Annotated in this window: 23 protein-coding genes and 2 tRNA genes; 7 read left to right on the top strand and 18 right to left on the bottom strand. The window is 55.2% G+C overall.

Annotated features, from left to right (window positions below; translation table 11 throughout):
- The first annotated feature begins 138 nt into the window (after positions 1–138).
- From ACO07T_RS01580 to ACO07T_RS01565, 4 genes are all read left to right on the top strand, one after another.
- A tRNA-Leu gene (locus ACO07T_RS01580) sits at positions 139–225 on the top strand.
- A 226-nt stretch (positions 226–451) separates the two neighbouring features.
- On the top strand, positions 452–1,276 hold the full coding sequence (locus tag ACO07T_RS01575) for an ABC transporter substrate-binding protein (RefSeq protein WP_422047976.1): 825 nt from the start codon (positions 452–454) through the stop codon (positions 1,274–1,276).
- Positions 1,277–2,137, top strand: a complete 861-nt coding sequence (locus ACO07T_RS01570) for an amino acid ABC transporter permease (protein ID WP_422047975.1) — start codon at positions 1,277–1,279, stop codon at positions 2,135–2,137.
- The gene (locus ACO07T_RS01565) at positions 2,134–2,865 is read left to right on the top strand and encodes an amino acid ABC transporter ATP-binding protein (protein ID WP_422047974.1); all 732 of its coding nucleotides are present in this window, start codon (positions 2,134–2,136) and stop codon (positions 2,863–2,865) included. The genes ACO07T_RS01570 and ACO07T_RS01565 overlap by 4 nt, the downstream gene beginning before the upstream one ends.
- 88 nt (positions 2,866–2,953) lie before the next feature.
- Here ACO07T_RS01565 and ACO07T_RS01560 read toward each other — a convergent pair whose 3' ends face one another.
- From ACO07T_RS01560 to ACO07T_RS01475, 18 genes are all read right to left on the bottom strand, one after another.
- Complete coding sequence (locus tag ACO07T_RS01560; RefSeq protein ID WP_422047973.1) at positions 2,954–3,520, bottom strand: chemotaxis protein CheD; 567 nt, start codon at positions 3,518–3,520, stop codon at positions 2,954–2,956.
- Positions 3,521–3,596: 76 nt separating this feature from the next.
- The gene (locus ACO07T_RS01555) at positions 3,597–5,726 is read right to left on the bottom strand and encodes a methyl-accepting chemotaxis protein (protein WP_422047972.1); all 2,130 of its coding nucleotides are present in this window, start codon (positions 5,724–5,726) and stop codon (positions 3,597–3,599) included.
- Positions 5,727–5,780: 54 nt separating this feature from the next.
- Positions 5,781–6,992 carry a PAS domain-containing protein gene (locus tag ACO07T_RS01550; protein ID WP_422047971.1) on the bottom strand — a complete coding sequence of 404 codons (1,212 nt, stop codon included), beginning with the start codon at positions 6,990–6,992 and terminating at the stop codon, positions 5,781–5,783.
- A gap of 39 nt (positions 6,993–7,031) precedes the next feature.
- Positions 7,032–7,376 carry a hypothetical protein gene (locus tag ACO07T_RS01545; protein ID WP_209065153.1) on the bottom strand — a complete coding sequence of 115 codons (345 nt, stop codon included), beginning with the start codon at positions 7,374–7,376 and terminating at the stop codon, positions 7,032–7,034.
- 23 nt (positions 7,377–7,399) lie between these two features.
- Positions 7,400–7,786, bottom strand: coding sequence for a response regulator (locus ACO07T_RS01540; RefSeq protein ID WP_209065152.1), 387 nt, complete (start codon positions 7,784–7,786; stop codon positions 7,400–7,402).
- Positions 7,783–8,691: a CheR family methyltransferase gene (locus tag ACO07T_RS01535; protein ID WP_422047970.1), complete on the bottom strand. Its 909-nt coding sequence runs from the start codon at positions 8,689–8,691 to the stop codon at positions 7,783–7,785. Before ACO07T_RS01535 ends, ACO07T_RS01540 begins: the two co-directional genes overlap by 4 nt.
- Positions 8,688–9,158, bottom strand: a complete 471-nt coding sequence (locus ACO07T_RS01530) for a chemotaxis protein CheW (protein ID WP_209065150.1) — start codon at positions 9,156–9,158, stop codon at positions 8,688–8,690. Before ACO07T_RS01530 ends, ACO07T_RS01535 begins: the two co-directional genes overlap by 4 nt.
- Positions 9,151–11,346: a chemotaxis protein CheA gene (locus ACO07T_RS01525; protein ID WP_209065149.1), complete on the bottom strand. Its 2,196-nt coding sequence runs from the start codon at positions 11,344–11,346 to the stop codon at positions 9,151–9,153. Before ACO07T_RS01525 ends, ACO07T_RS01530 begins: the two co-directional genes overlap by 8 nt.
- A 13-nt stretch (positions 11,347–11,359) precedes the next feature.
- Positions 11,360–11,725, bottom strand: coding sequence for a response regulator (locus ACO07T_RS01520; protein WP_209065148.1), 366 nt, complete (start codon positions 11,723–11,725; stop codon positions 11,360–11,362).
- Positions 11,722–12,024, bottom strand: coding sequence for an STAS domain-containing protein (locus ACO07T_RS01515; RefSeq protein ID WP_209065147.1), 303 nt, complete (start codon positions 12,022–12,024; stop codon positions 11,722–11,724). The genes ACO07T_RS01520 and ACO07T_RS01515 overlap by 4 nt, the downstream gene beginning before the upstream one ends.
- 417 nt (positions 12,025–12,441) lie before the next feature.
- Positions 12,442–13,083 carry a DsbA family oxidoreductase gene (locus ACO07T_RS01510; RefSeq protein WP_422047969.1) on the bottom strand — a complete coding sequence of 214 codons (642 nt, stop codon included), beginning with the start codon at positions 13,081–13,083 and terminating at the stop codon, positions 12,442–12,444.
- 72 nt (positions 13,084–13,155) lie between these two features.
- A complete protein-coding gene (locus ACO07T_RS01505; protein ID WP_209084404.1) occupies positions 13,156–14,085 on the bottom strand; it encodes an AEC family transporter in 930 nt (309 codons plus the stop codon).
- Positions 14,086–14,112: 27 nt separating this feature from the next.
- A complete protein-coding gene (locus ACO07T_RS01500) occupies positions 14,113–14,916 on the bottom strand; it encodes an MBL fold metallo-hydrolase (protein ID WP_422047968.1) in 804 nt (267 codons plus the stop codon).
- The gene (locus ACO07T_RS01495) at positions 14,913–15,719 is read right to left on the bottom strand and encodes a TatD family hydrolase (RefSeq protein ID WP_422047967.1); all 807 of its coding nucleotides are present in this window, start codon (positions 15,717–15,719) and stop codon (positions 14,913–14,915) included. The genes ACO07T_RS01500 and ACO07T_RS01495 overlap by 4 nt, the downstream gene beginning before the upstream one ends.
- A gap of 3 nt (positions 15,720–15,722) precedes the next feature.
- Positions 15,723–16,874, bottom strand: a complete 1,152-nt coding sequence (locus ACO07T_RS01490; RefSeq protein ID WP_422047966.1) for a DNA polymerase III subunit delta' — start codon at positions 16,872–16,874, stop codon at positions 15,723–15,725.
- A complete protein-coding gene (gene tmk, locus ACO07T_RS01485; RefSeq protein WP_422047965.1) occupies positions 16,871–17,506 on the bottom strand; it encodes a dTMP kinase in 636 nt (211 codons plus the stop codon). The genes ACO07T_RS01490 and tmk overlap by 4 nt, the downstream gene beginning before the upstream one ends.
- Complete coding sequence (locus ACO07T_RS01480) at positions 17,503–18,672, bottom strand: D-alanyl-D-alanine carboxypeptidase family protein (protein ID WP_422047964.1); 1,170 nt, start codon at positions 18,670–18,672, stop codon at positions 17,503–17,505. Before ACO07T_RS01480 ends, tmk begins: the two co-directional genes overlap by 4 nt.
- 14 nt (positions 18,673–18,686) lie before the next feature.
- Entirely contained in the window at positions 18,687–19,568 is an 882-nt protein-coding gene (locus tag ACO07T_RS01475) for an SPOR domain-containing protein (RefSeq protein WP_422047963.1), read from the bottom strand.
- A gap of 200 nt (positions 19,569–19,768) precedes the next feature.
- On the opposite strand from ACO07T_RS01475, the gene ACO07T_RS01470 reads away from it, so the two are divergent.
- The 3 genes from ACO07T_RS01470 to ACO07T_RS01460 all read left to right on the top strand — a co-directional run bounded on the left by ACO07T_RS01470 (position 19,769) and on the right by ACO07T_RS01460 (position 22,429).
- Positions 19,769–19,858: transfer RNA gene (locus ACO07T_RS01470), tRNA-Ser, on the top strand.
- Between the two features lie 409 nt (positions 19,859–20,267).
- Positions 20,268–21,350: a hypothetical protein gene (locus ACO07T_RS01465; RefSeq protein WP_422047962.1), complete on the top strand. Its 1,083-nt coding sequence runs from the start codon at positions 20,268–20,270 to the stop codon at positions 21,348–21,350.
- Between the two features lie 29 nt (positions 21,351–21,379).
- Positions 21,380–22,429: a TAXI family TRAP transporter solute-binding subunit gene (locus ACO07T_RS01460; protein ID WP_422047961.1), complete on the top strand. Its 1,050-nt coding sequence runs from the start codon at positions 21,380–21,382 to the stop codon at positions 22,427–22,429.
- Positions 22,430–22,660: the final 231 nt, after the last annotated feature.

Raw genomic sequence — 22,660 nt, 5'->3', positions numbered from 1 at the left:
ACCACACCGTTTGGCCTTTGAGGTCTGCGCCTCTTTTGGTGCTCTAAGGGGTAGCCAAAAAAATATCTGAAGAAGGGCATTTTTCGCTTCACTTCCCCAGCGAGCCTAGGTATTAGCCCCTCACCCACCAGGGCAAGTGCGGTCGTGGCGGAATTGGTAGACGCGCAGCGTTGAGGTCGCTGTTCCTTAACCGGAGTGGAAGTTCGAGTCTTCTCGACCGCACCATTTAGCTGAAAATGTGGTCAGCTAAATAGCTTACAAGACTTTCTAGACAGTCGTGTGTACTTGGCTTGGTTTCTTGCTGTCCATGGCGCATCTTTAGATTTTTGACGATTATTTTCGCGGGCTGTGAAGTTGAGTGCAGGTCGGGGCGATTGATCCCGTGCTGGTCTGGACAATTCCCTTCGCGCGTAAGAACCTGTCGCCAAATAGAAATTCGTGGAGATGTTTGATGAAATTGATAGCAAGTTCAGCTTTGGCGTTGATGTGCACGTCGGTTGCAGCCTTCGCTATGGGAGAGGGCACCTGTGCTGCGGGCAAGACGCTTTTTGAGGGCACGCTGACAATCGCGACTGGCAACCCGGCTTATTACCCTTGGGTTATGAACGACGCTCCTGAGAGCGGCGAAGGGTTCGAGGCCGCTGTAGCCTATGCAATTGCGGACAAAATGGGGTTCAGTGCAGATCAGGTAACCTGGGTGCGGACGAGTTTTGATGAGGCGATCCAACCCGGTGCCAAGAACTTTGATTTCAATATGCAGCAATATTCCATCACGCCGGAGCGCGAGGAAATGGTGGATTTCAGCCTGCCGTATTATGTGTCTTCAATGGCTGTTCTGACCACACAGAGCGTGGTGGATGCAGGTGCTGAGGCAACTTTGGACAGTTTGCAGGGCCTCAAATGGGGGGCTGTGGCCACCACAACGGCGCTTCCGATCCTGGCCGAAGTGGTCAAGCCTGCAAGTGATCCCTTGCTTTACAATGACAATGCTGACGTGAATGCCGCGATTATGGCGGGGCAGATTGATGCGGCGCTTTATGACCTGCCGACCGCGCTTTATCTGTCTGCCGTGGTTGTTGATGGTGGCACGCTGCTTGGGCAGTTTCCGCCGGAACAGTCTGAAAACCCTGATAAGTTTGGCTTGCTGATGGAAGAGGGCAATCCGCTTCGGGAATGCGTCGATGCTGCAATCACTGACCTCTCCGAAAGCGGTGCGCTTGCTGCGATTGAGGCGGAATGGCTTGCCGAAGCCACTGGCGTTCCGGTCATCAAGTAAATGACTACCTCCAAGGTCGGTAAAGGCGCGGTGACTGACCGCGCCAAAACGCCAACACGTCGCGAGCTTTATGAGGCCAATGTGCGGCGTCGTGCCACCCGCATTGCGCTTATCTCCACGATCAGCGTGGGACTGGCCATCTTTTTTCTTGTGCCGTTGGCACCGGGGTGGGAAGCGGTTCAAAGGTCGTTTTTCAACGGCCGGGTCTTTGCCGCGACATTTCCCGGACTTGTTGAAGCCTTTTTGCTGAATGTGATGATCTTCGCGTGGTCCGCCCCGCTTATCGCGGTGGCAGGTCTTGCGATTGCGCTGTGTCGGGACACGCGCGCGCCTGCGCTCTTTCCACTGCGCCTGTTTGGGATGGCCTACACGGATGTGTTTCGCGGTCTACCGGTTGTCTTGGTGATCTATATCATTGGTTTTGGGGTGCCCGGATTGGGGCTGCCGAGGCCTTGGAACAGCCCATACATTTGGGGCACTTTGGCGCTGGTACTGGTCTACTCTGCTTATGTGGCAGAAGTCATCCGCTCGGGCATCGACTCCATCCATCATTCGCAGCGCTCAGCCGCAGCGTCTTTGGGGTTGAGTGATCAAGACATCATGCGTTTTGTGGTACTGCCGCAGGCCATTCGCAATGTGGTGCCTGCGAATATGAACCTGTTCATTGCTTTGCAAAAAGACGTGGCGTTGCTGTCGTTCATTGGGCCGGTAGAGATTTTTAGACAAGCAGGTGTCTATAAGTCGCTTTATGCGAATTTTACGCCCTACGTTGGCGCTGCACTTATCTTTCTGGCGCTCACCATACCGGCCACCAGATACGCGGATTATCTGATGAACAAGCAGAATAGGGCGCGTACATGACGGCAAAGTTGTCCTTGCGCGGGGTGCGCAAGTGGTTTGGAGAAAACGAAGTCTGCAAAGGCATCGACTTGGATGTAGCTGACGGCGAGATGGTCTGTTTGATCGGTGCGTCGGGCTCCGGAAAATCAACGCTTCTGCGTTGCATGAATCTCTTGGAGCCGATTGATGACGGCGCGATTTTTCTGGATGGCGTGGACATTGCAGAGCCGGGGTTGGACCCGCAGCCCATTCGTCAGAAAATCGGGATCGTTTTTCAGAGCTATAATCTGTTTCCGCATATGACCGCACTGGAGAATGTGATGCTCGCGCCGCGTCGCGTGCATGGACATGGGCGAGAGGAGCTTCGACCCAAAGTCACACAGATGTTTGAGCGGTTTGGGCTCGGGGATCGCACGGACCATTATCCTGACCAACTATCGGGTGGGCAGCAGCAGCGTGTGGCCATTATCCGCGCCTTGGCGATGGAACCACAGATCATGCTGTTTGACGAGATCACAAGTGCGCTTGACCCCGAATTGGTTGGCGAGGTGCTGGACGTTCTGCGAGATCTTAGGAAGCAGGGGATGACCATGGTATTGGCCACCCATGAGATGGGTTTTGCGCGAGAGCTGGCAGACAAGGTCTGTTTTCTTGAGGCAGGGCGCATTTTGGAGCAAGGCCCGCCAGATCAGTTGTTTTCCGCCCCTCGCGAAGAGCGCACCAAGGCGTTTCTTTCCCGAGTGCACTGATCCCTTCGACTTAGAACTGAATGGAGCGCAATAAAAATTGCCGCCAGAAAGGCGGCAATCAAAGTCAGCTGTGTGTTTGGAACGTTGTTTAGAACAGCTGCACGTCGCCGACGCTTTTGTCGACCTTTGGCTTTTTCGCGGCCATACGCTGTGCGCTCTCTTCTTCGACAAGGCGGGTGTCTTTCATGAAACGGCGCTGGATCCGGCCGCCGACGGGCCAGAACCGCAAGTTGCGACCGCGTTGTCCGCCAAGGCAGCAATCCACCAGCTCAAAGCCTTCGTTTTTTACAAACCAGGTCGCAAATTCCGCGTTCTTGGTGCCGATGTCGATGCGGCTGTTGAACATTTTTGCGCCGCCTAGCAACTTCACACGAAGCCGATCACGGCGGGCGCCTGCCTGAATGAGGCCGTTCACCAAGAGTTCCATCGCATGAACACCATGGCTCATGCCGCCGGAGGAGTCATTTTCGGTACCCGGCAGGAGGAAATGGTTCATGCCACCGACACCCGCGACTTCGTCCCACATACATGCGGCGACACAAGAGCCAAGGATGGTGGTCATCACCAGCTGGTTATCATCGGACACCTGCACATCGCCCTGCAACAGGGGGTGCACGTTAAATCCTTTGATCGCTTCTGCTTCAGCTAGGCTCATGGCGCGTTCCGTTCTATTAATTGGTGTGTCAGGGTTTCGGTCCTGGAATTTGTGCTGATTTTCAGCTCACGGATTGTCAAAAGTCTTCCCAGTCTTCGCTTGAGAGATCGTTGGGCGACTGGTTCACAACTGCGGCCTTTGTCGTTGAGGCGGAGGATGCGACCTGCGTTGCGGCTTCGCCTTTATGGGGCTTTGGGTCGGTTTTCGTTTCGGGAACTGGCGCCGGTGCCTTTTTCACTTTGGCCTTTTTGACCGGTTTGGCCTTGGCTGAAGCGGGCTTCTTTTCCTTTGATTTGACCTCGACCGCATCGCGCGCTGCGTCCTCATCCCATTCTTTCGCCTTGGCTTCAGCGTCTTTCGTGGGTTTTGGAGCGGCGGGCTCTTTGGCCTTCACCTTACTGGCCGCAACTGGAGCTGGCGCTGGATTGGGCTGCCGTTGCGGTTTTTTCACTGCAGGTTTTGGAGCGCTTGCGGTTGCAACAGCTTCGCCGGAAAGTTTGAAGGTCTGGAGCACATCGGCCATGCGGTTGGCCTCTTCGGAAAGGTTACGGCTCGCGGCCGAGGCTTCCTCAATCATCGCGGCATTGCGTTGCGTGACGCGATCCAGCTCTGTCACGCTTTCCTTGATCTCGATGAGATTGTCGGCCTGATCACGCGAACCCGTTGCGATTTGGGCGACCAGATCGGATGCATGGTTCACGCCGGTGATGATCTCCTGCAGGGCTGCGCCAGCTTTGTTGACAAGCTCGCTGCCCTTGGTGACCTGCTCTCCCGAGCGATGGATAAGGTCTTTGATTTCGTTTGCTGAATCTGATGCACGTTGCGCAAGGGCGCGGACCTCGGAGGCGACCACCGCGAAACCACGGCCAGCTTCGCCTGCGCGTGCGGCCTCAACGCCGGCATTGAGCGCTAGGAGATTGGTTTGAAAGGCGATATCGTCAATCACCCCAATGATGGCTGTGATTTGCTCTGAGCTTTGCTCAATGTTACGCATCGCTTCCACTGTGAGCTCGACGACTTCGCCACCGGCCTGCGCCTGATGGCGGTTGTTAACGATGCGTTCGCTTGCCTCCGCGGCATTCTCCGCGGTTTGCTCGACAGAAGCGCTCAGCGTTTCGATGGCTGCTGCAGATTCCTCAAGGGTCACAGCTTGCGCTTCCGACCGTTTGGATTGGTCCACCACACTCTCAGAAATCTCCTGTGCGCTGGCTCGAACAGATTCAGCGGTTTGCGACGCCGCTGAGAGGACCTTGTGAAGCTTTGCCCGCAAAGCATTGTAGTCCTCACAGATCCGAAGCTGCTCTTCTTTGAGGGCACCGAAATCTGAACTGTTGATCGTGCGGCCAACCTGACCATTTGCAATTTCTGCGAGCCCTTCAGCCAGACGGTTGAAGACCTTCTTTTGAGTTTCGTCTTCCAAGGCGCGTTCTTTACGAGATTGTTGGTCGTCTGCCAGACGATCACGGAAGGTTTCGAGCTTTTGGGCAATCACCCCGATTTCGTCAGTGCGGTCGGTGTGAGAGATTTTTGCGTCAAAATTCGTGTCTGCGATTTCCTCCACAGCATCGCCGAGGTCTTTGAGCGGGCGACTGACCAGTCTGCCGAGCTGGAAGATGATCAATCCAACGGCGAGCAGGGAAGCAACCGCCGTGCGCACCATGTCCAGAATAACTTCTTGCAAAGTCGCTGCGCGATCCGCTGAGATGTCGACCGCGTAGCTCAGTTGCCCCACGATGCCACGCGCGCCTGGCGCCTGAATGGGCAGTTGAGCCGCGTATACGTCAGCCTCAAGAACAGTTGCTTTGCCAGAGTTGCTTTCAGAAGCCGCTTCGAGTCCGTCGATGGCATCAGTCGTTGCCTGGTCCCGAGTACCCGACGCGTCATAGCTATAGAGCAACTCACCCGAAGGTGCGTGTACATCCACTGCCGAAACTTGCGGGTCCTTTTCCAGCAGTTTGGCGACTGTGGCCTGAATGCGATCAGGATCTTGGAACTGCGTAGGCGCGATGAGCTGCGTCGCAAATAGATCGGCGACCAGGTCATAGCGCTGGCTCAGTCGCCGTTCGGTGTTGCCCTGCTCAAGATAGTACTCAAAAGCCGCACCAGCGCCCAAGCCGAGCAGGGCGCAAACGCCAACAGTGACCAGAAGTTTGGTTTTGATGCTCGTGTTGGCACTCGTGGAGTTCTTCTGCTTGAAGCCGATCATGTGCGCGCCCTGATGGTAAAATCCTAATCGAGAAAAGGGTGATTGCGGTGATTGTTAAATCGTCGCCCCTTTCTGCGTGACCTGCGAGGCTTTCCCGGACAGCTCCGCCAGATGGCGGTCGGTGTTGTCGTGAAAGTTCTCCAAACGGGCGATGATCCCGTCCAAACCACTGTCGACGTCGCGCATCCGGCCGCTTTCCACTTTGCAAAGGAGCTTCACCACATCGAGACCGTTGATCCGGCGGCGGAGGCTGCGGCAGATATCGGGGATGGATTTGCCAATGGAGGAAATTTCAATGATGCGAGAGCGGCAGAGCGACTGAAGTTTCTCGCCATGCTCTTGAAGCATCCGCGCATCAGCTTCGGATTGGTTCTCTTGCGCTTGAGCTGCTTTGAAGGCTTCATCAAACAGCTGAGATGTTTGTAGCGTTGATCGCCCGTAGACAACGGCCTTGTACATCTGCTGTAGAGCGCCGGTTTCAGGGTCATGGAGGCGGCCGACCAACCCGTGCATCTCTTTGGCCATCGCATCGTAATTCTGCGAAATGGTGCCAAGTGCCGCGCCTGCGCCTTCCAACCGGCCTGCGAGGATGCGCAGGTTAACCGGTTCGCCGCGCACGCGCTCGAAACCTTGTTCGATGTTGTCGACAAGTTTCTGCATATCGCGGATCAAGAGTTCCAATTCATCCATGGATGCGAACGATTGAGCAAGTTCGGGGCTGATGATGTTACGATTTTTGAACTCGGCATTGAGGGCAAAGCCGCCATAGGCGTCGGTATTGGGGAAACCCTCTTCCGCCAGCATTTCCTTAAACTTCGCCGCACTTTGCTCTGGAGTGAGCCCTTGCGCTTCTTCGCGCAGCAGAGTGGCGTAGATCTTCTTGGTTTTTTCAAAAAGCTCGGTTTCGGGTTTGATCCGGCAGGAGAGGAAACCGTTTTCGGTGATCGTCATCACCGCCAGAACCCAATAGTAGTCGCCGGACTTGGTCCGGTTCTTCACGTAGGCGCAGATCGGCCGGCCTGCTTTGAGTGTTTCCCAAACCAGATAGAAAACGCCTTTTGGCATGTCTGGATGGCGAACAAGCTTATGTGGCGCGCCCATCAGCTCGTCGCTGCTGTAGCCGGCGACTTCGCAAAATGTCTCACTCACGCAGGTGATGACGCCACGTTGATCTGTTGCAGAAACAAGAATTTTTTCAGCTGGAAAACGGACCTCTGTTTCCGCAGAGTCTGCGCCGGTGCTGGCGATCTTGGTCATGGCGTTCATGGTTGTTATCCCAATAATTCGTTGCTGAGTCTTAGTGGATCAGAAGAGGTTAACAGCGCCCGCATCAGGCGACATTTCGATGGATTGGTCCGCGTTGGCGAGACGAGATTTGAGGTAGTCCAAGCGGACGCTGTCCTTCAGATCCTGCACATTGAGATCTGGGCCAGCGCCGATCATATTGGACATGTTGCCGAGCAAAACCGCGATGTCATCGAGATGCTGAAACAAGGCATCCACGCGCTGTAAATCCCGAATTTTTGACTGATCAGCGCCGCTCAAATCCAACTCACTGGTCAGATTGTCCAACGCGTGAGCGATGGAAGCGAGATCAGCCACATCCTTGGAAATCGTGGCCAAAACATCTGCGGTGGTACGAGTTGTCATACGCGATCCTCTATGGGAGCCCCTTACAGGGGCCCCACGACCTTTTCGATGCAGGCCTTAAGCTGGGCGGTCTGGAATGGCTTTTTGATGAAGTTGTTCATCCCAAGCTTGACGCCCTTGTTGATGGTTTCCGGGTCTGCACGGCCGGTGATCAGGATGAAGCCTGTACGCGCAGTTGCCTTGTTGGAGCGGATACCTTCGAGAAGCTGAAGACCATCCATACCAGGCATGTTATAGTCTGACAGGATCAGGTGGACAGGTTTCGATGCCAGGCTGCGCCAAGCATTTGCACCATCATTTTCTGTGCGGTAGTTGACGACCCCGATTTCATCGAGCGCCTGCGTGATTAGACCACGGCTGGTGGACATATCGTCCACTACCAGGACATGTAGCTTATCTTTCAAGCTCATTTTGGGTTCCCCATGTGCATTGATGCGTGAGCGTTCGTGCCGCCGACGCGGGAGGTGCTTGTCGAAAAGACGCCTCGACCTACTGTGTGAAACAGTTCGGCATGTTCCGGGCCGATCCCTTCGGAATGGCCCAAGAAGAGCAGCCCGTCGTCGCAAAGTTGTTCACCAAACCGTCGCCAGAGACGGCTTTGGGTTGGTGCATCAAAATAGATCGCAACATTGCGACACATGATGATGTCAAACTTGCCTTTGAACGGCCACTCACCATGCAGGTTAAGACGCCTAAAGCTGATCAGGTCGCGTGCTTTGTCGCTGACTGAACTACGGTCTCTCGCCCCTTCGTGAGGGGAGAAATATTTTTCTGCCTGTCCGTTTGGCAGGGCGGCGGTTGAGGATGTCGGATAGATACCCTGCTTGGCTGTTGCCAGAATTTCGGTGTCGATATCCGTCGCCAGAATTTTTACATCCAAGCTTGCGGCCTCTGGGCATGCATCCAAAACATGGAATGCCAAACCATAGGGTTCTTCACCGCTGGAACATCCAGCAGACCAAATCCTCACTCTTTTGCCGTGGCGCGCCTTGTCCATGAGATCAGGCAGAAACTCTTCCGCCAGTTGCTCGAAATGATGCCCTTCGCGATTAAAGCGCGTCATGTTGGTCGTATAGGCGCTTACAAAGCGCGATTGTTCGTCTTTGCCCTGCGGGGACAGCATATAGTCGATGTATGCGTCAACGGTCTCAAAACCGGTGGCGCGCAGGCGCTTAGACAATCGAGAGGCAACCATCGTACGCTTGTGTGGTTGCAGGTCGATGCCCATCATTTCCCGCACAAGCTGCGCAATACGGGTGAAGTCCGCATCGCTGATCGTTCCCTCTTCAAGGGTATGTTGCGCCACCTGGTTCATGCTGCTGACAGAGCTTCCTGAGGCATGATCTGGTGCACATCGATTGCACGCACGATCGTCTCTTCGAGAGTATAGACGCCGCGAATGAAGGCCGAGGTCTTGGACGAAGACACTTCAGGTGTTGGCTTCATCTCTTCGGTGTTGACCGTGATGATGTTGGATACGGCGTCCACCAGGAAGCCAACGCTCTTCTCATCGATATGCGCGATGATGATCACGTGGCGCGACTCCGGGATGGTTTTGCCAAGGCCAAGGCGCATGGAAAGGTCAATCACTGGCAGCACGGCACCGCGCAGGTTCATCATACCCACAACGTAGTCAGGGGCATGAGGAAGCGTGGTTGTGCTTGTCCAGCCGCGGATTTCCAGAACGTGTCCGATGTCGAGGCAGAACGCCTGTTCACCGATGGTGAAAGACACGATCTCGATGCGGTTATCGGTCTTTTCAATGGTTGCTTGTTCAGACATAGGAGTTCACCTCTACAAGTTCGGACCCTTTGCGCAGTCCTGGGTTGCCATTACCCGGTGAGGGGATCATTTGGTCGGTGTCCACGATCAGGGCGATTTTGCCGTTGCCGAGGATGGTGGCCGCTGCGATGCCGGGAATGGAGTGATAGTTCTGCTCCAGACCTTTGATCACGACTTCGCGCTGCTCGACGATGCCGTCTACGGCAAGAGCGGAGCGTCGCCCGGATTCACCTTCGATCAGCAGCAACGATTGATCACTGAGATCTTCCAGCGGTGTCCGGAAGCCCAAAGCCTCGCCAAGATCCACAATCGGTAACATTGAGTCGTTCACGGAAAGACCACGGTCACCGTCGCAGAAGTCATGGATATTGGCTTGACCCGGTTGCAGCGTTTCCCGCAGCGCCACAGTTGGCACAACAAGAGACTCGCCAGCCACTTCAATCAGCATGCCCTCCATGACCGCAAGTGTAAGCGGCAGTGAGATTGTGATCGTTGTGCCTTTGCCAGGCTCGGATTGAAGGTTGATGCGGCCGCCAAGCGCCTGAATTTCAGAGCGCACAACATCCATACCAACGCCACGGCCAGACAGCTGAGAGATCTCATCTGCTGTGGAGAAGCCCGGACGGAAGAGCAGGTTGTCGATATCGCTGTCCGTCAGGTCATCTTCAGGACGTACCAAACCCTTTTCTTCAGCTTTGCGACGCACTTTCTCGCGGTTTACGCCAGCACCGTCGTCAGACAGGGAGATTACAACACGGCCAGAGCGGTGTGCAGCTTCCAGTTTGATGGTGCCCATTTCCGGCTTGCCCGCAGCGACCCGGTCTTCCGCCTTTTCAAGACCGTGGTCTACGGAGTTTCGGATCATGTGGGTCAGTGGCTCAACCAAGCGCTCGGTCACGGTCTTGTCGACCTCGGTTGCTTCGCCAACCATGACCAGACGAGAGGTCTTGCCCGCCTGACGAGAGGATTCTCGCACGATGCGGCTCATACGTTGGAACAGGCCGCGTACAGGTTGCGCACGGATGGCCATCACGCTTTCCTGAAGTACACCTGAGAGCGTCTTGAGCTGACCAATGGCTTCGCTGACCGCGCTGTTGGCCGAAACCGGCAGCTCGTTCATCGACTGGCGCAACATCGCTTCGCTGATCACAAGCTCGCCGACGAGGTTAATCAGACGGTCGACGCGATTCAGATCCACACGGATTGTGCTGTTGCGCGGTTCAGAGGACTTTTTTCCGCCGTCTCCGCCTTTGGCCTCCTGTTTCGCTTCCTTGTCAGCAGGTTCGGGCTTTGCACGACTTGCAGGCTTAGGGGCAGCTTCCGGCACAGCGGCGATCTCTTCTACAACAGGGGCAGCTTCAACCACAGGTGCGGCTTCAGCGGCAACTTCGGTGATGTCGAGCTTGCATTGGCCTTCCACGAATTCGAAAATCTCGCGGATCGTGCTTTCGTCAATCCCGTCGTCTGGACGCAGCGTAAGCGTCCACGCGATGGCCGCAGGTGCGTCTTGCAGGCTTTCCAGAGGAGCCACGGTCGAGGTGTCTGCCTCAACGGTCATTTCACCCATTTCGCCCAAGGCACGGAACAGCAGCGCTGGATCGTGCCCACGTGCGTAGAGCACTGGTTCTGCGGAGAATTTGACCACGAAGTGAGTGGCGCCTTCTGCGACTGGCTCAAGGGAAGGCAGACCTGGAAGATCACCGGGGCCATCGCCGCCAAGATCGAGGTCCAGCCCCATGTCCAGCGTCACCGCTACGAAATCGTCAGAGGACACTTCTGCGGCGTCGTCTTCTTCCGCAACGCCACCATTGGCATTTTGGGTGACAAGCTTCAGGTCGGAAAGCACTGACGCGCCTTCGCTCTCTGGCATGTCGTTGTCTTCCCGCGCTGCATCCACAAGATCGCTCAGGTGGTCGAAACCCGAGAACATCAGTGCGGTGATGTTAGGGTCCACATCGATTTTGTTTGAACGCAAATCGTCCAAAACGTTTTCGAATGCGTGGGCAAATTTGATCAGGCGATCCAGGCCAAATGCGCCGGCGCCGCCTTTGATGGAATGCACAGAGCGGAACATCGCGTTGATGGTTTCCGCGTCTGAATTGCCGTTCTGGAGATCATCCAGACCGGTCGACAGAACCTCAAGAAGGTCGTCGCATTCCTCAAAGAACATGTCACGAAGATCGGACATCACTCAGTTCCTTTCAGACAACCAGACGATTGATGATGGCAACCAGCTTTTCGGCATCAAATGGTTTGACGATCCAGCCAGTTGCACCGGCGGTGCGGGCACGTTGTTTCAGCTCTTCACCGCTCTCGGTGGTCAGAACGAGAATTGGCAGCGAAGCGCATTCTGGGCGCTCACGGACACCTTCGATCATGCCGAAACCGTCGAGGCGTGGCATGTTGATGTCGGTGATCACCAGATCAGGATCGGAACCGGACAGTTTGTCCAGCCCGTCGATACCGTCTTCGGCCAAGTCCACGTCAAATCCAGCGTCGGTAAGAGCGGTTTGAATCATCGCTCGCATCGTGCGGGAATCATCAACTGCAAGAATCTTGGTTGTCATGCGTTGCCCCTTTCAAGAAGACTGGAATGGGGCAGGCCGAGCCGCTCCATACCTTTTAGAAAATCATCGGATGGTTGTTTGACTTCGAATGCCAGGCCGCGTGCGGCCCATTCGGCACGTGTGGCCAGCAAAAGCTCGGCACCGGCGCCTCCAAGAAACTCCACATGGAGCGCATCCAAGGCCAAGGGTTGACCACGTGAAGCTTCAATGGCCTGGCGTAGTTCTGAGCAATGGGCGAAATCCAGCTGCTGCGGAAGCGCTATGCAGTCTGGTTGGGGGGAAGAGTTTGCTGTGTTCATGGGTTTGGTTCGATACCGTTTTCGGACTGGCTGATTGAAGGCAACCTATGCTGGGAGGCCTTAACACCGCGTTACCCCGAAACAGTCCGGATGAGGCGTTTCTGAACAATGCGAAACATCTGCGGTCAGGGTGGCAAGAGCTCGGCAGGAAGCTGGGCAAAAGCTTGAAAAAGGACAGTTTTGCGGCCTGTTCTGCGCTGGTTCATTGGGCGTTCTGACCCTCAGAGCATGAACCATGTCTCAAGGAAAAAAGTCGAATTTTTGGGGAATGGGGCGGCGTGAGTTGCCAAACAAAAACGCCGGAATCGCTGATTCCGGCGTGTCAAATTTTGCATGGAAATGAACAGGCTCGGATTGCTCTGCCGGATGCAAGTGGGTCCGAGACTGAAGACGTTTTACTGTCTTTAAGTAGGCCGCTTAGCGTGCCGCAAGTTGGGTGAGGATGTTGGCAAAGACTGCCACTCCCTGGGCTCCAGATGTCGCGTGTTTGGCGTCAAAGATCATCGTGGGGACGCCCGATACGCCCCGCGAGGTCCAAAAGCGTTCTTTCTCGCGCACCACATCGGAAAATCTTTGATCCTCCAACACGGCTGTCGCTTCTTCGCCGTCTAGGCCAAGGCTTTGAGCGACCTCAATAAGCAAATTTCTATCGCTCACGTCCCGTCCTTCGATGAAGTAGGCATCAAACAGGGCGAGCTTCAGGGATCGTGCTTTTCCTTGTTCGCTGGCCCAGTGAATGAGCTGGTGCGCATCGAAGGTGTTGTAGATGCGGCTGGTTTCAGTCCAAGCAAACGCGATGTCCAACTCAGAGCCAATGTCGGACAAGCGCTTGCGAGAGTCCTCGGATTGCTCGGCCGATGATCCATATTTTCGCATGATATGGTCGCGAAGGTTTTCGCCTTCCGGCACCATGTCTGGGTTCAGTTCAAACGGATGCCAGTATGTTTCAATCTCAACTCCCGTGGTTTCGGCCGCCTTCATAAGTTGGCGATAGCCAACGATGCACCAAGGGCAAACGACATCAGAGACGATGTCTATACGGATGGGAGTTTGGGTCATGAGCGCTTCCTATTCCTTAACATCTTAGGAATTGGTGGCTCCTGTGCTGGTATGCAAGAGTTGAAGGTGGACTTAGGGCAAAACGCCGAGCCACAGCCATACGGTAAGCACGGAGAAGGCGGTGCCGATCAGCACTGTTGAGGCCGCGACTCTCATCGCGCGGCCATACATATTGGCAAAGAGATAGGCATTGATACCTGGTGCCATAGAGGCGGTGACAATTGCCGACCGCATATTTTCGACGGAGATAGAGGACAGAGAGCCAAATAGGAACGTGAGCGCAGGGTGCAGGCCCAATGAGACAGCGCAGCAAAACAGGATTGTGCGCATGTCTCCCTCGGGGCGATAGCGATAAAGCACACCACCCATCCCAAAGAGTGCTGCAGGCAACGCGGAGGATGCCAACAGGTTCACGGCGTGCATGGCAGGTGCTGGCACGGGGACCTTGCCAAGGTTGACGATAAATCCCAATGCGATGCCCAATATCAGCGCATTGGAGAACATTGCTTTCAACACAGTTGGCACGATCCGCGCTTTGCTTGTGCGCCGTGCGCGCATGATCTCCATGGTGGCAATGCCAAGCCCGTAGCAGAAGGGCGCATGGATTGAGATGATTGCGTAGTTCCCGGTCAGGCTGTCAGCGCCATAGGCCCGCTCCATAATGGCAAGCCCAAGTAGCAGGGAGTTTGAGAATAGGCATACAAACCCAATCGCTGTGGCGTCTTCCCAATCACGGCCAAAAAAGAACTTTGCTCCCAGCATGCCGGTGGTGAAACAGATAAACGCTGCACCGTAGAAGCTGCCGAGCAGGTTGAGATTGTACTCTGCCGCTAGGTCGAGAGTTGAGATGGCGCGAAACAGAAGTACGGGGACCGCAAAGTTCGTGGCAAAGCGCATGAGACCATCGACGTTGGATGCGCTGAAATAGCCACGCCATGCAGCCAAGTACCCAAAGCCAATCAGAATGAAGACCGGCATGATCACCGATATCAAAGTTTGCATCGTGAGAGCCTTTGGGCGGTGAGGTCGCTAAAGATCGACGGTAATTTTCATTCCGTCATATGCTGGTGTGATGTGGTCTGCGGTTTCGGCGGCGAGCGTTTCGTAGTCCAGATCGATATGCATGTTTGTGAGAACAGCACGCTTGGGTGCAAGCTGCTCGATCCAGGCGAGAGCTTGATCCAAATGCGCGTGTGTCGGGTGCGGAGCTCTGCGTAAGGCGTCCACGATCAGGCAGTCGAGGTCTTTGAGCTGGCCCCATGATGTCTCATAGATTTGAGAGACGTCTGGCATATAGACAACGTCGTTTATGCGAAATGCCAGTGCATCGATGCTGCCGTGGTCTACGCGTACCGGTTCAAATGTGATATCGCCGCCAGCGCCGCTGACGCTAAAGGGCTCATCACCAATGGTGTGCATCTCAAGGATTGGGGGGTAGGGCGAATCTTTTGGCTGAACAAAGGCGTAGCCAAAGCGCGAAAGCAGGTCGTTTTGTGTAGCGCCATCCGCCCAGACCGAAATCCGTTTGCGCATGTTAAAGACCACCATGCGCAGATCATCAATGCCATGCACATGGTCTGCATGAGAATGCGTATAAACGACCCCGTCCAAAGCGCCGACATTCTCCGACAAGAGCTGATCACGCATGTCAGGGGATGTGTCGATCAATACGGTCGTCTTGCCCTCGGATGTTTGCTTCTCAACCAGCATAGAGCAGCGACGACGGCGGTTTTTTGGGTTTTTGGGGTCGCAGTCACCCCAGTGGCCACCAATGCGGGGCACTCCCCCCGAGCTGCCACATCCGAGGATGGTGAAAGTCAGCGTTGCGCTCATGCGGCGTTGGCTTTCTGAAAGACTTTGCTGAAAAGGCGTTCAAAATTCGCCTGTGTTTGGGCTGCGAAATCGGCATACTCCATGCCGAAAACCTCAGCACCAACACGCGCTGTCTTCTCTACATATGCGGGCTCGTTGCGCTTGCCGCGATAGGGTGGGGGCGCAAGGTAAGGTGCGTCGGTTTCCACCAAAATGCGGTCGACGGGTGCTGCCGCAAAAATATCTCGAACTTCTTGTGAGCGCGGGAAGGCGGCAATGCCCGACATGGAAAGATAAAAGCCGAGATCGAGCATCTGCTGCGCGAGTTTTGGACCGGAGCTGTAGCAATGCATCACGCAGCCAAAACTGCCGGTTTTGTGCTCCTCCGTGAGGATCTGCGCCATGTCCTCGTCTGCGTCGCGGCTGTGGATAATGAGAGGCAAACCAGTTTGGCGCGCGGCCTCGATATGTATGCGCAACGAGACCTGCTGCACCTCTTTGGTCTCGGCGGTGTAGTGATAGTCGAGACCGGTTTCACCTATGCCCACCATTTTTGGGTGTTGCGCGATAGCCACCAGCTCATCAACCGTTGCCATGGGTTCATCCGCTGCACTCATGGGATGGGTGCCTGCGGCATAGAAGATTGGCGCGTGAGCTTCAGCAATGGCGCGGATTGTAGGTTCATTGCGCAGCTTGGTGCAGATTGTCACCATGCGTGTCACACCCGCGTCGGCGGCGCGCGTGATGATGTCGTCGATCTGGCCCTCAAAATCGGGGAAATCGAGGTGGCAATGGCTGTCAGTGATCTCAGGTAGGTCAGTCAAAACTCAAGCAACCGCTGTTTCGTGAATCTTAAAGACCGTATCGAGTACCAAAGAGGCGGGGTCAAGGTTCACAGATTTTCCGTGTTGTGTTCTGTCTGATATTTCTTGCGCGACCTGCGCCCATTGGCGCGCTTTGTGAGGGGAGTGGGCCAGTTGGCTTAAAATTTGGGCCTCGTTGGGTACTGCTTCGACCATTGGTGGTTGGCCGAGTGCGCCAGTGCGCGCCAAGCGCAACAAAAATAGGTCCAGCAGGGTCAACAGCATCTCAAAGCGCGCCTCAGCCCCGCGTCCGACCATCGTGTTGGCAAGATTTAGAGCGCTTGGGCGATCAAAGCCCTGGCGTGCGGAAAACAGCGCAAGCAGTTCGGAGTAAAGCGTCAGCCCATCCTGCTGCAGCAGCCGCAATGCTTCACCAACCGAACCGCCGGCAAGTTCGGAGAGTGCCGGAGACTCTGCGGCCTCAAACCCTGCTTGAGTGAGAGCCGAGTGCATATCCTCCGGCGTGAGCGGATTTAGGCGTAGTTCGCGACAGCGGGAACGGATCGTCGGCAGAAGGCGTGAAGGTTGATGCGATATCAACAACATCACAGTGCGCGCGGGTGGCTCTTCCAACATTTTCAAAAGGGCGTTGGCTGCGTTTACGTTCAGCTCGTCAGCGCTATCGACGATCACAACCCGGCGGCCGCCATCAGCCATGGACATGTGCAGGAAACCAGTCAGCTCGCGGACTTCGTTTACGCGGATTTCGGAAGCAAACTTGCCCTCTTGCCTGGATTTGTCGCGCGCGCTGTCGGTGCTGCCTGCCCAACCGCGGCGCAGAAGGAACACGCCAGGTTCAGACAGAGCTCGGATACGATGTGATACCGGATGTTCCGGGTCTACGTTCAGAGAGGTGTGCTCTGGCGGGGCATCACCAAAAAGGCCACCTTCTGCCTCAGGGGGCAACGTCAGCAAGAAGCGTGCGATCCGCCAGGCGAGTGTCGCTTTGCCCACACCTTTGGGGCCGCTGATCAGCCATCCGTGATGCAGCCGTTGCGAATTCACGGCCGTGAGAAAATCGGCCTCCGCGCTCTCCTGCCCAAACAAAGCATATGTTTCGCGCGGATGCGGCGCGCCCTCAACGCGATCAGGTTCCGGCGCTTGTTCGTCGCTCACGCGGCTAGACCTTTAAGCTGGTTGGTGGTGTGGCTCAGCACGTCAGCAGCCACCTCATCTTGGCTGCGTGCACCGTCAATCACGATGAAGCGGTCAGCGTATTCCTTTGACAGCTCCAGAAAACCCTGGCGCATTTGCCGTTGCAGGCCTTCGCCGAAGTCCTCAAACCGCTCCTCAGAGGTGTTTCGCGATTTTGCCCGTTTCAATCCTTCCGCAGGGTCCATGTCGATAAGAATGGTCATGTCTGGTTCGCGGCCAATCATCAAGCTGTGCAGCTTGTCGACCAACGCGCGCAGATCGCCGCGTGACAGGCCTTGGTACATCCGGGTGCTATCCGCAAAACGATCACAGATCACCACCTTGCCTGCAGCGATCGCAGGCAAAATCGTGCGTTCTAAATGGTCGCGGCGCGCTGCGGTGAAGAGCAGGATCTCTGTTTCAGCAGACCACCGGTCGGGATCTCCTTCCAGCACCAATGAGCGGATTTGCTCGGCCCCTTCCGAGCCGCCGGGCTCACGGGTCAGAACAACTTCAAACCCCTGAGATCTCAGAGTTTCTGCGAGCTTTTTGGCTTGAGTAGACTTTCCCGACCCATCAATGCCCTCAAAGGTGATAAAGCAGCCAGTGGTCACGACGCTTCCTCAACCAAAAGGCCAAATTGAGACATCAACACGCTCGATGCTGCACGTAGGCGCACGCCGAATCCGCCTTCAGGCACATCGGTTTCTGCGACGAGCGGAATGCGCATTTTGGGAAGCCCTTCGGGGCTTAGTACCAATTCAGCAAGGCGCTGGCCTTGTGCGATGGGGGCTTCAATAGGGCCATTATAAATCACTTCGCCTTCGACTTTGCCGCGAGACAGGACTGGTAGCAGCACCTCCACGTCTTCCGCGGGTACGAGGCCAACGCGTGGTGTCTTACCCATCCAGACATCCGCCTCAGCCAGACGTTCACCTTGCCGGATCAGTGTCGTTTCTGAAAACTGACGAAAGGCCCAGTTGACAATTTGTTCCGAAATCTCGGCTCTTTCCTGAACAGTGTCCAGGCCTGAGAAGGCGAAGATCACGCGACGGTTGCCCTGTTTGGCGGAGCCGACCAAACCATAGCCGGCCTCAACGGTATGGCCGGTTTTCAAACCGTCGGCGCCGATATCCAGCTTGAGCAGAGGGTTGCGGTTTTGCGTGTTCTTGGGTGCACGACCATCAAACGCAAACTCTGTCTCTGAAAACATCGGATAGAATTCAGGGAAATCCGTGATCAAATGGTTCGCGAGCAACGCAAGGTCGCGCATGCTCATACGGTGGCCAGGCGCGGGCCAACCGTTTGAGTTCGCAAAGGTGGAATTGGTCATGCCCATTTGGCGGGCTCGCCGTGTCATCAGACGTGCGAAACCTGCCTCGGTGCCATCCGGGCTCAGAGTTTCCGCAATCACGGCGCAGGCATCATTGCCAGACAGCACGATGATGCCGCGGAGCAAGTCTTCGACAGAAACCCGATCGGTGGTGTCCAAAAACATGGTCGATCCGCCATAGTTCATCGCGTGTTGAGAGACCGGCAATTTTTCGGTCATGCTCAAGCGACCGTCCCGTACAGCTTCAAACGCCATGTAAAGCGTCATGAGCTTGGACATCGACGCAGGAGGCAAAGCATCATCAGCATTCTTTGCCATCAGGACTGTGCCTGTTGTGTGGTCAATCACAAAGGCAGCTTTCGCTTTGGTTTCGAAGGCATGGACCGAAGTGGCGATGCCAAGAGCCAAGGCACTGGCGGATAGGAGTTTTAGAGCCGATCGAAACAAATGCTTGGTCTCCCTTAGTTCGTCACTGCATAGGCGTCGGTGAAGCCAATGCTATGCACAGTATCTGTCATCGTCTTCAGGCCTGATTTGCTGCTCGCAGGACCAACGAGGACGCGCCAGAATGTCTTTTCGCCAGAAGTGGTCTTGCGCACGAGTGATGGCAATCCGGCCGCTTCCATTTGAGACGCGGCGCGCTTGGCGTTGTCTTGTACGGAGAAGATACCGATCTGCACGTATGGTTTGGCGAGGTTTGAGGAGGATGGTGTCGGCGCCACCTCTGAACGGGCTGTTGTTTCTGGAGCTGCGGGAGTCGCATTTGCTTCTGCCGCGGCGATGGCTGCAGTTGCTGCGGCGATAGGCTCCAGAGGCACCTCAGCAATTTCACTTGGCTCCGCGCTGGCCTCTTCAGGAGTGGGTGTGGGGAGTTCCTCAGCCACTTCTTCACGGCGCAAGGCGGTGACGTTCAATTCAACAGGTTGTCCTGCGATCATCCCAAGCGCCTCTGCCGCATCTGATGACACTTGGATGCGCGGGCCTGGAATTTCGCGCTCCCGACGGAACAAGGCACCGATCACAAATTTCCCATTGGATTGATTGCGGATGATTACGCGTTCAGGATCTCCCACGGCAGGGTGTGCGGCCCACACACCGCCAAGTGAAGGGCGGCCATCCCAAAGACCGGCTTCGGAGGCTGAAAAGACTTCGGGGGCTTCAACATCGCGTTCAACCAGCTTGGTGGTCTGCCCCGTAACGTCTGAGGTCACGGCCGCTTCTTCGCCCTTAGCGAAAGGGTTTTCTATGTCAGAGCACGCGGACAAAAATACCGCCCCGGTTAAGCCTAGGCCAATAAGCCAACGTTTTGAATTGTCGCGCAAAACGCTCTTTTGTGTATACATCTTTTGTCCTCTGCCCGCTCACGCCTGTAGCTCCGGTTGCATCGCGGAATGTGTTCATCCCTTTGTTAGATGCCGGAGCGCTTTGGAGAGAGTGTAGCCTGCGGTTCCTTGCATGGAAAGTCTGTCCAAAGTGCTCTGCAAGTTTTTGCGCAGGTTTTTCGCTTGAAACCATGCGCTGGGCCAATTAGGGAGAGGGCGTCGGAGGAGTGGCAGAGTGGTCGAATGCACCGGTCTTGAAAACCGACGAGGGTTAACGCCCTCCGTGGGTTCGAATCCCACCTCCTCCGCCACTTTAGCAGTTTTCCCAGCTCTAGCGCTGAAGTCGTCCTTCTATTCATGTAATTGGTTTTTCTCCCGCTCGGACGACAGGGTTGACTGTCGGTGTTAGGCGCTAGAGAGGTCGCATCTGAACAGCAGATTGGCGGCAAAGCGCATCTGCGCGTCCGGTCCGATTTTCTGCAAAATGCACGTGTATCTAATAGCCATCCACAGGCACGAAATAGTGGGTAGGCCTTTTGACTGCTTGGACAGGCTTTGCGAGTATCCAGTTATTCGCCTGCGACGAGAAACCAAAAAACACGCTGTAAACACGAGAGATTTATTTTGATCTTTTAGTTGGAAAATCAGCAGCGTCTTGATTTTAAACCGTGTCTAAATGATACTGATGCTTATTTAGCTAGTTAGCGTCAGGTGATGGTTGTGGGTCACTCGGTTAAATTGATGCTTGCGGCCCTTTCGTTTGTTTTTTTGTTCGAACCGGTCAGTGCGCAAGAAGAGAATGCTCAGAGCGCTGTTTCAGCAGGGGCGGATACGCTTGTTGGGCCCGCTATTCAAGAACCCTCAGACAAGCTTCGGAGTGAGTCGGCGAGGCTAAGAGCAGAGCTTGATCAGGCGCGCGCGGAGATATCTGAGCGACAGGGTTTGATCGAGCAACTTCGAAGAGAGCATGAGGCTTTAGAGGCGCACAAGCGCGAGAAGACAGAAGAGCTTGCCTTGCTAAATTCTGAATTTCTGGATCGCCAAAATAAACTCGGTCAATTTCAAAAGCGTGCTGAGGCTGAAATGCAAAGGTTGGAAAGCCAAAAGCAAGATTTGCAGCAGCAGGTTTCGGAACTTGCTGCATTACAGTCCGCGGCCCACCTTGACCTTGAAAGTGTAGGTGCAAACAAAGATCGCCTGATCATCGAGATCGAGGCTCTCCAAACGGATTTAAAGGTCGCGAGGGCTGAATATGTAGATGTTCAGGATCGTTTGGACCGCGCAAGCCAACAGCTCGTCGCGGCCAATCTGGATTTGCTCGCGGCTGAAAAAATGGCGAGTGAAATGGCTTTTGAAGCCAGTGCTGCTGCCAGCTCCGTTGGGGAGGCGCGGGCGCAGCTGGCCGCAGAAGAGCGGTTGAAGAGGGAAGTCCTTCTCGATCTGGAGCTAGAGCAAGTTAAGGCGGAAGATACGCTTGCAGCAGTTTACAGCCGGATTGAAGGTGCCAAAGCCGAATTGGAGGAGTTGAAGGCTTCGATGCAGACTGTGCCTGCGCCCGCTCCCGAGATCCCTCCGGTGCCATCATCTGGACCTGCCGCGTACGGCACTTCCAAACCCGCCAGCCTGGTTGCCTCAGCTTTGCGCCAAGCTCCTGGCTTGGAGGTGCTTCGTTCGGAAGATCTTGCGAAACTTCAGACGATTTTGCAGGAGGGGATGTGTGTCCATGAGGCCCTTGAAACGGTGATGGACGTCATAAATCGACAAACTTTGTTGTCGCTGGTGCGAAGTCTTGGGCGGTGTTGAGTTAATTGGTACGTTTTTTAGGGGTTAAAATGAAGTTTTTAGCGGTATTTGCGTTTCAGGTTCTATGTGCTTCGCTTCTTTTGGTGGGCAAAGTGGCGCCGCTTTCCGCGCAAGAGTTTGAGAAGAACATTCTTACCGGCGGGCCGACTGGCACATACATTCAGTTTGGCCAAGACATTGCAAATTTGCTGTCAGAATGCGGACAGACCCTGAATGTGCGAGAGAGTGCCGGTTCGTTGGAGAATTTTCTGGGCGTTCGAACGCGACGCGCTACGCAGTTCGGTATCGTCCAAAGTGATGTGCTTGAATATCTAAAAACCTATTCGGCCAGCGACAGTGGTATTGCGAGAGCCATCGCCGGCGTTCGTATCGCATTTCCACTTTATAATGAGGAGGTGCATCTGATTGCGACGCGTCAGATCGCGTCTGCATCCGATCTGAATGGCAAACGTATCGCGATCGGCGTTGAAGACAGCGGGACCTTTCTCACCGCATCGTTGTTTATGGACTTGCTGGGCATAGATGCCGGAGAGCTGCGAAAAATCGGCCCCGATGAATCGATGGCGCAATTGCTGGCGGGGGAGCTTGATGCATTTTTCTATGTTGCCGGAGCGCCCACAAAGATCTTTCTAAACGGTCAGATCGATCCTGAGCGCTTTCACCTCGTGCCCATTGAGGACCCCGTTTTGCAGTCAGTCTATGTGCCAACAGAAATTCCAGCACAGACCTATCCGTTTCAAGAGGACGCAATTCCCGCGGTGGCGGTCAAAGCGGTTTTGATGACTTTTGAGTACGAGCCGCGTCGCAACGGTTACCACCGTGCCAGTTGTAGAGCTGTTTCTGACGTGGCGCATACGGTTTTGTCTCGGTTTTCTGAGCTGCGCCAAACTGGCCATTCAAAATGGCAACAAGTGGATCTCAACGACATTCCTCCTGGTTGGGATGTGTCCAATTGTGTCAATCGAGGCGTGGCTGCGAACTATGTGATGGAATGCCCATCACAAAGGGCGCCTGCTGCACCAGAAAGTGCTGCCAATTCGGCCTATCGTGCCAGGATTTGCGCCGCGATCGGCTGTTGATAAGCTTGGCGTGACATAGGTCTTAATCAGCTTTGTGATGAACCGCCACTGGGCGCTTTGGAGGGGTATGCTTTTGCCGCGACCTTGTGCTGGCCGGGCTGTTATTTAGCGGCTTGATTTCACCTTGACTGGCAGTTTGTGGGATACGTCTTCCCATTGGTGCGGGCTGGGGAAGGGGTGGTCCAAGCTGCCTATTTGTGTTCCGAACTCCCAAAATCCTGTTGACACTTC

The organism is Shimia sp. (genome assembly GCF_965227725.1).
GTDB lineage: Bacteria > Pseudomonadota > Alphaproteobacteria > Rhodobacterales > Rhodobacteraceae > Shimia.
The sequence above is the reverse complement of the archived record's forward strand: the minus strand, read 5'-3'. Positions and strand labels throughout refer to the sequence as shown.

Coding starts and splice junctions, on each gene's coding strand:
- ACO07T_RS01550 (WP_422047971.1), bottom strand. CDS start 6,992: ATGAACGCCATGACCAAGATCGCCAGCACCGGCGCAGACTCTGCGGAA.
- ACO07T_RS01535 (WP_422047970.1), bottom strand. CDS start 8,691: ATGAACCAGGTGGCGCAACATACCCTTGAAGAGGGAACGATCAGCGAT.
- ACO07T_RS01505 (WP_209084404.1), bottom strand. CDS start 14,085: ATGCAAACTTTGATATCGGTGATCATGCCGGTCTTCATTCTGATTGGC.
- ACO07T_RS01555 (WP_422047972.1), bottom strand. CDS start 5,726: ATGATCGGCTTCAAGCAGAAGAACTCCACGAGTGCCAACACGAGCATC.
- ACO07T_RS01460 (WP_422047961.1), top strand. CDS start 21,380: ATGAAGTTTTTAGCGGTATTTGCGTTTCAGGTTCTATGTGCTTCGCTT.
- ACO07T_RS01570 (WP_422047975.1), top strand. CDS start 1,277: ATGACTACCTCCAAGGTCGGTAAAGGCGCGGTGACTGACCGCGCCAAA.
- ACO07T_RS01510 (WP_422047969.1), bottom strand. CDS start 13,083: ATGACCCAAACTCCCATCCGTATAGACATCGTCTCTGATGTCGTTTGC.
- ACO07T_RS01475 (WP_422047963.1), bottom strand. CDS start 19,568: ATGTATACACAAAAGAGCGTTTTGCGCGACAATTCAAAACGTTGGCTT.
- ACO07T_RS01575 (WP_422047976.1), top strand. CDS start 452: ATGAAATTGATAGCAAGTTCAGCTTTGGCGTTGATGTGCACGTCGGTT.
- ACO07T_RS01515 (WP_209065147.1), bottom strand. CDS start 12,024: ATGAACACAGCAAACTCTTCCCCCCAACCAGACTGCATAGCGCTTCCG.
- ACO07T_RS01525 (WP_209065149.1), bottom strand. CDS start 11,346: ATGTCCGATCTTCGTGACATGTTCTTTGAGGAATGCGACGACCTTCTT.
- ACO07T_RS01565 (WP_422047974.1), top strand. CDS start 2,134: ATGACGGCAAAGTTGTCCTTGCGCGGGGTGCGCAAGTGGTTTGGAGAA.
- ACO07T_RS01530 (WP_209065150.1), bottom strand. CDS start 9,158: ATGTCTGAACAAGCAACCATTGAAAAGACCGATAACCGCATCGAGATC.
- ACO07T_RS01540 (WP_209065152.1), bottom strand. CDS start 7,786: ATGAGCTTGAAAGATAAGCTACATGTCCTGGTAGTGGACGATATGTCC.
- ACO07T_RS01560 (WP_422047973.1), bottom strand. CDS start 3,520: ATGAGCCTAGCTGAAGCAGAAGCGATCAAAGGATTTAACGTGCACCCC.
- ACO07T_RS01545 (WP_209065153.1), bottom strand. CDS start 7,376: ATGACAACTCGTACCACCGCAGATGTTTTGGCCACGATTTCCAAGGAT.
- ACO07T_RS01520 (WP_209065148.1), bottom strand. CDS start 11,725: ATGACAACCAAGATTCTTGCAGTTGATGATTCCCGCACGATGCGAGCG.
- ACO07T_RS01500 (WP_422047968.1), bottom strand. CDS start 14,916: ATGAGCGCAACGCTGACTTTCACCATCCTCGGATGTGGCAGCTCGGGG.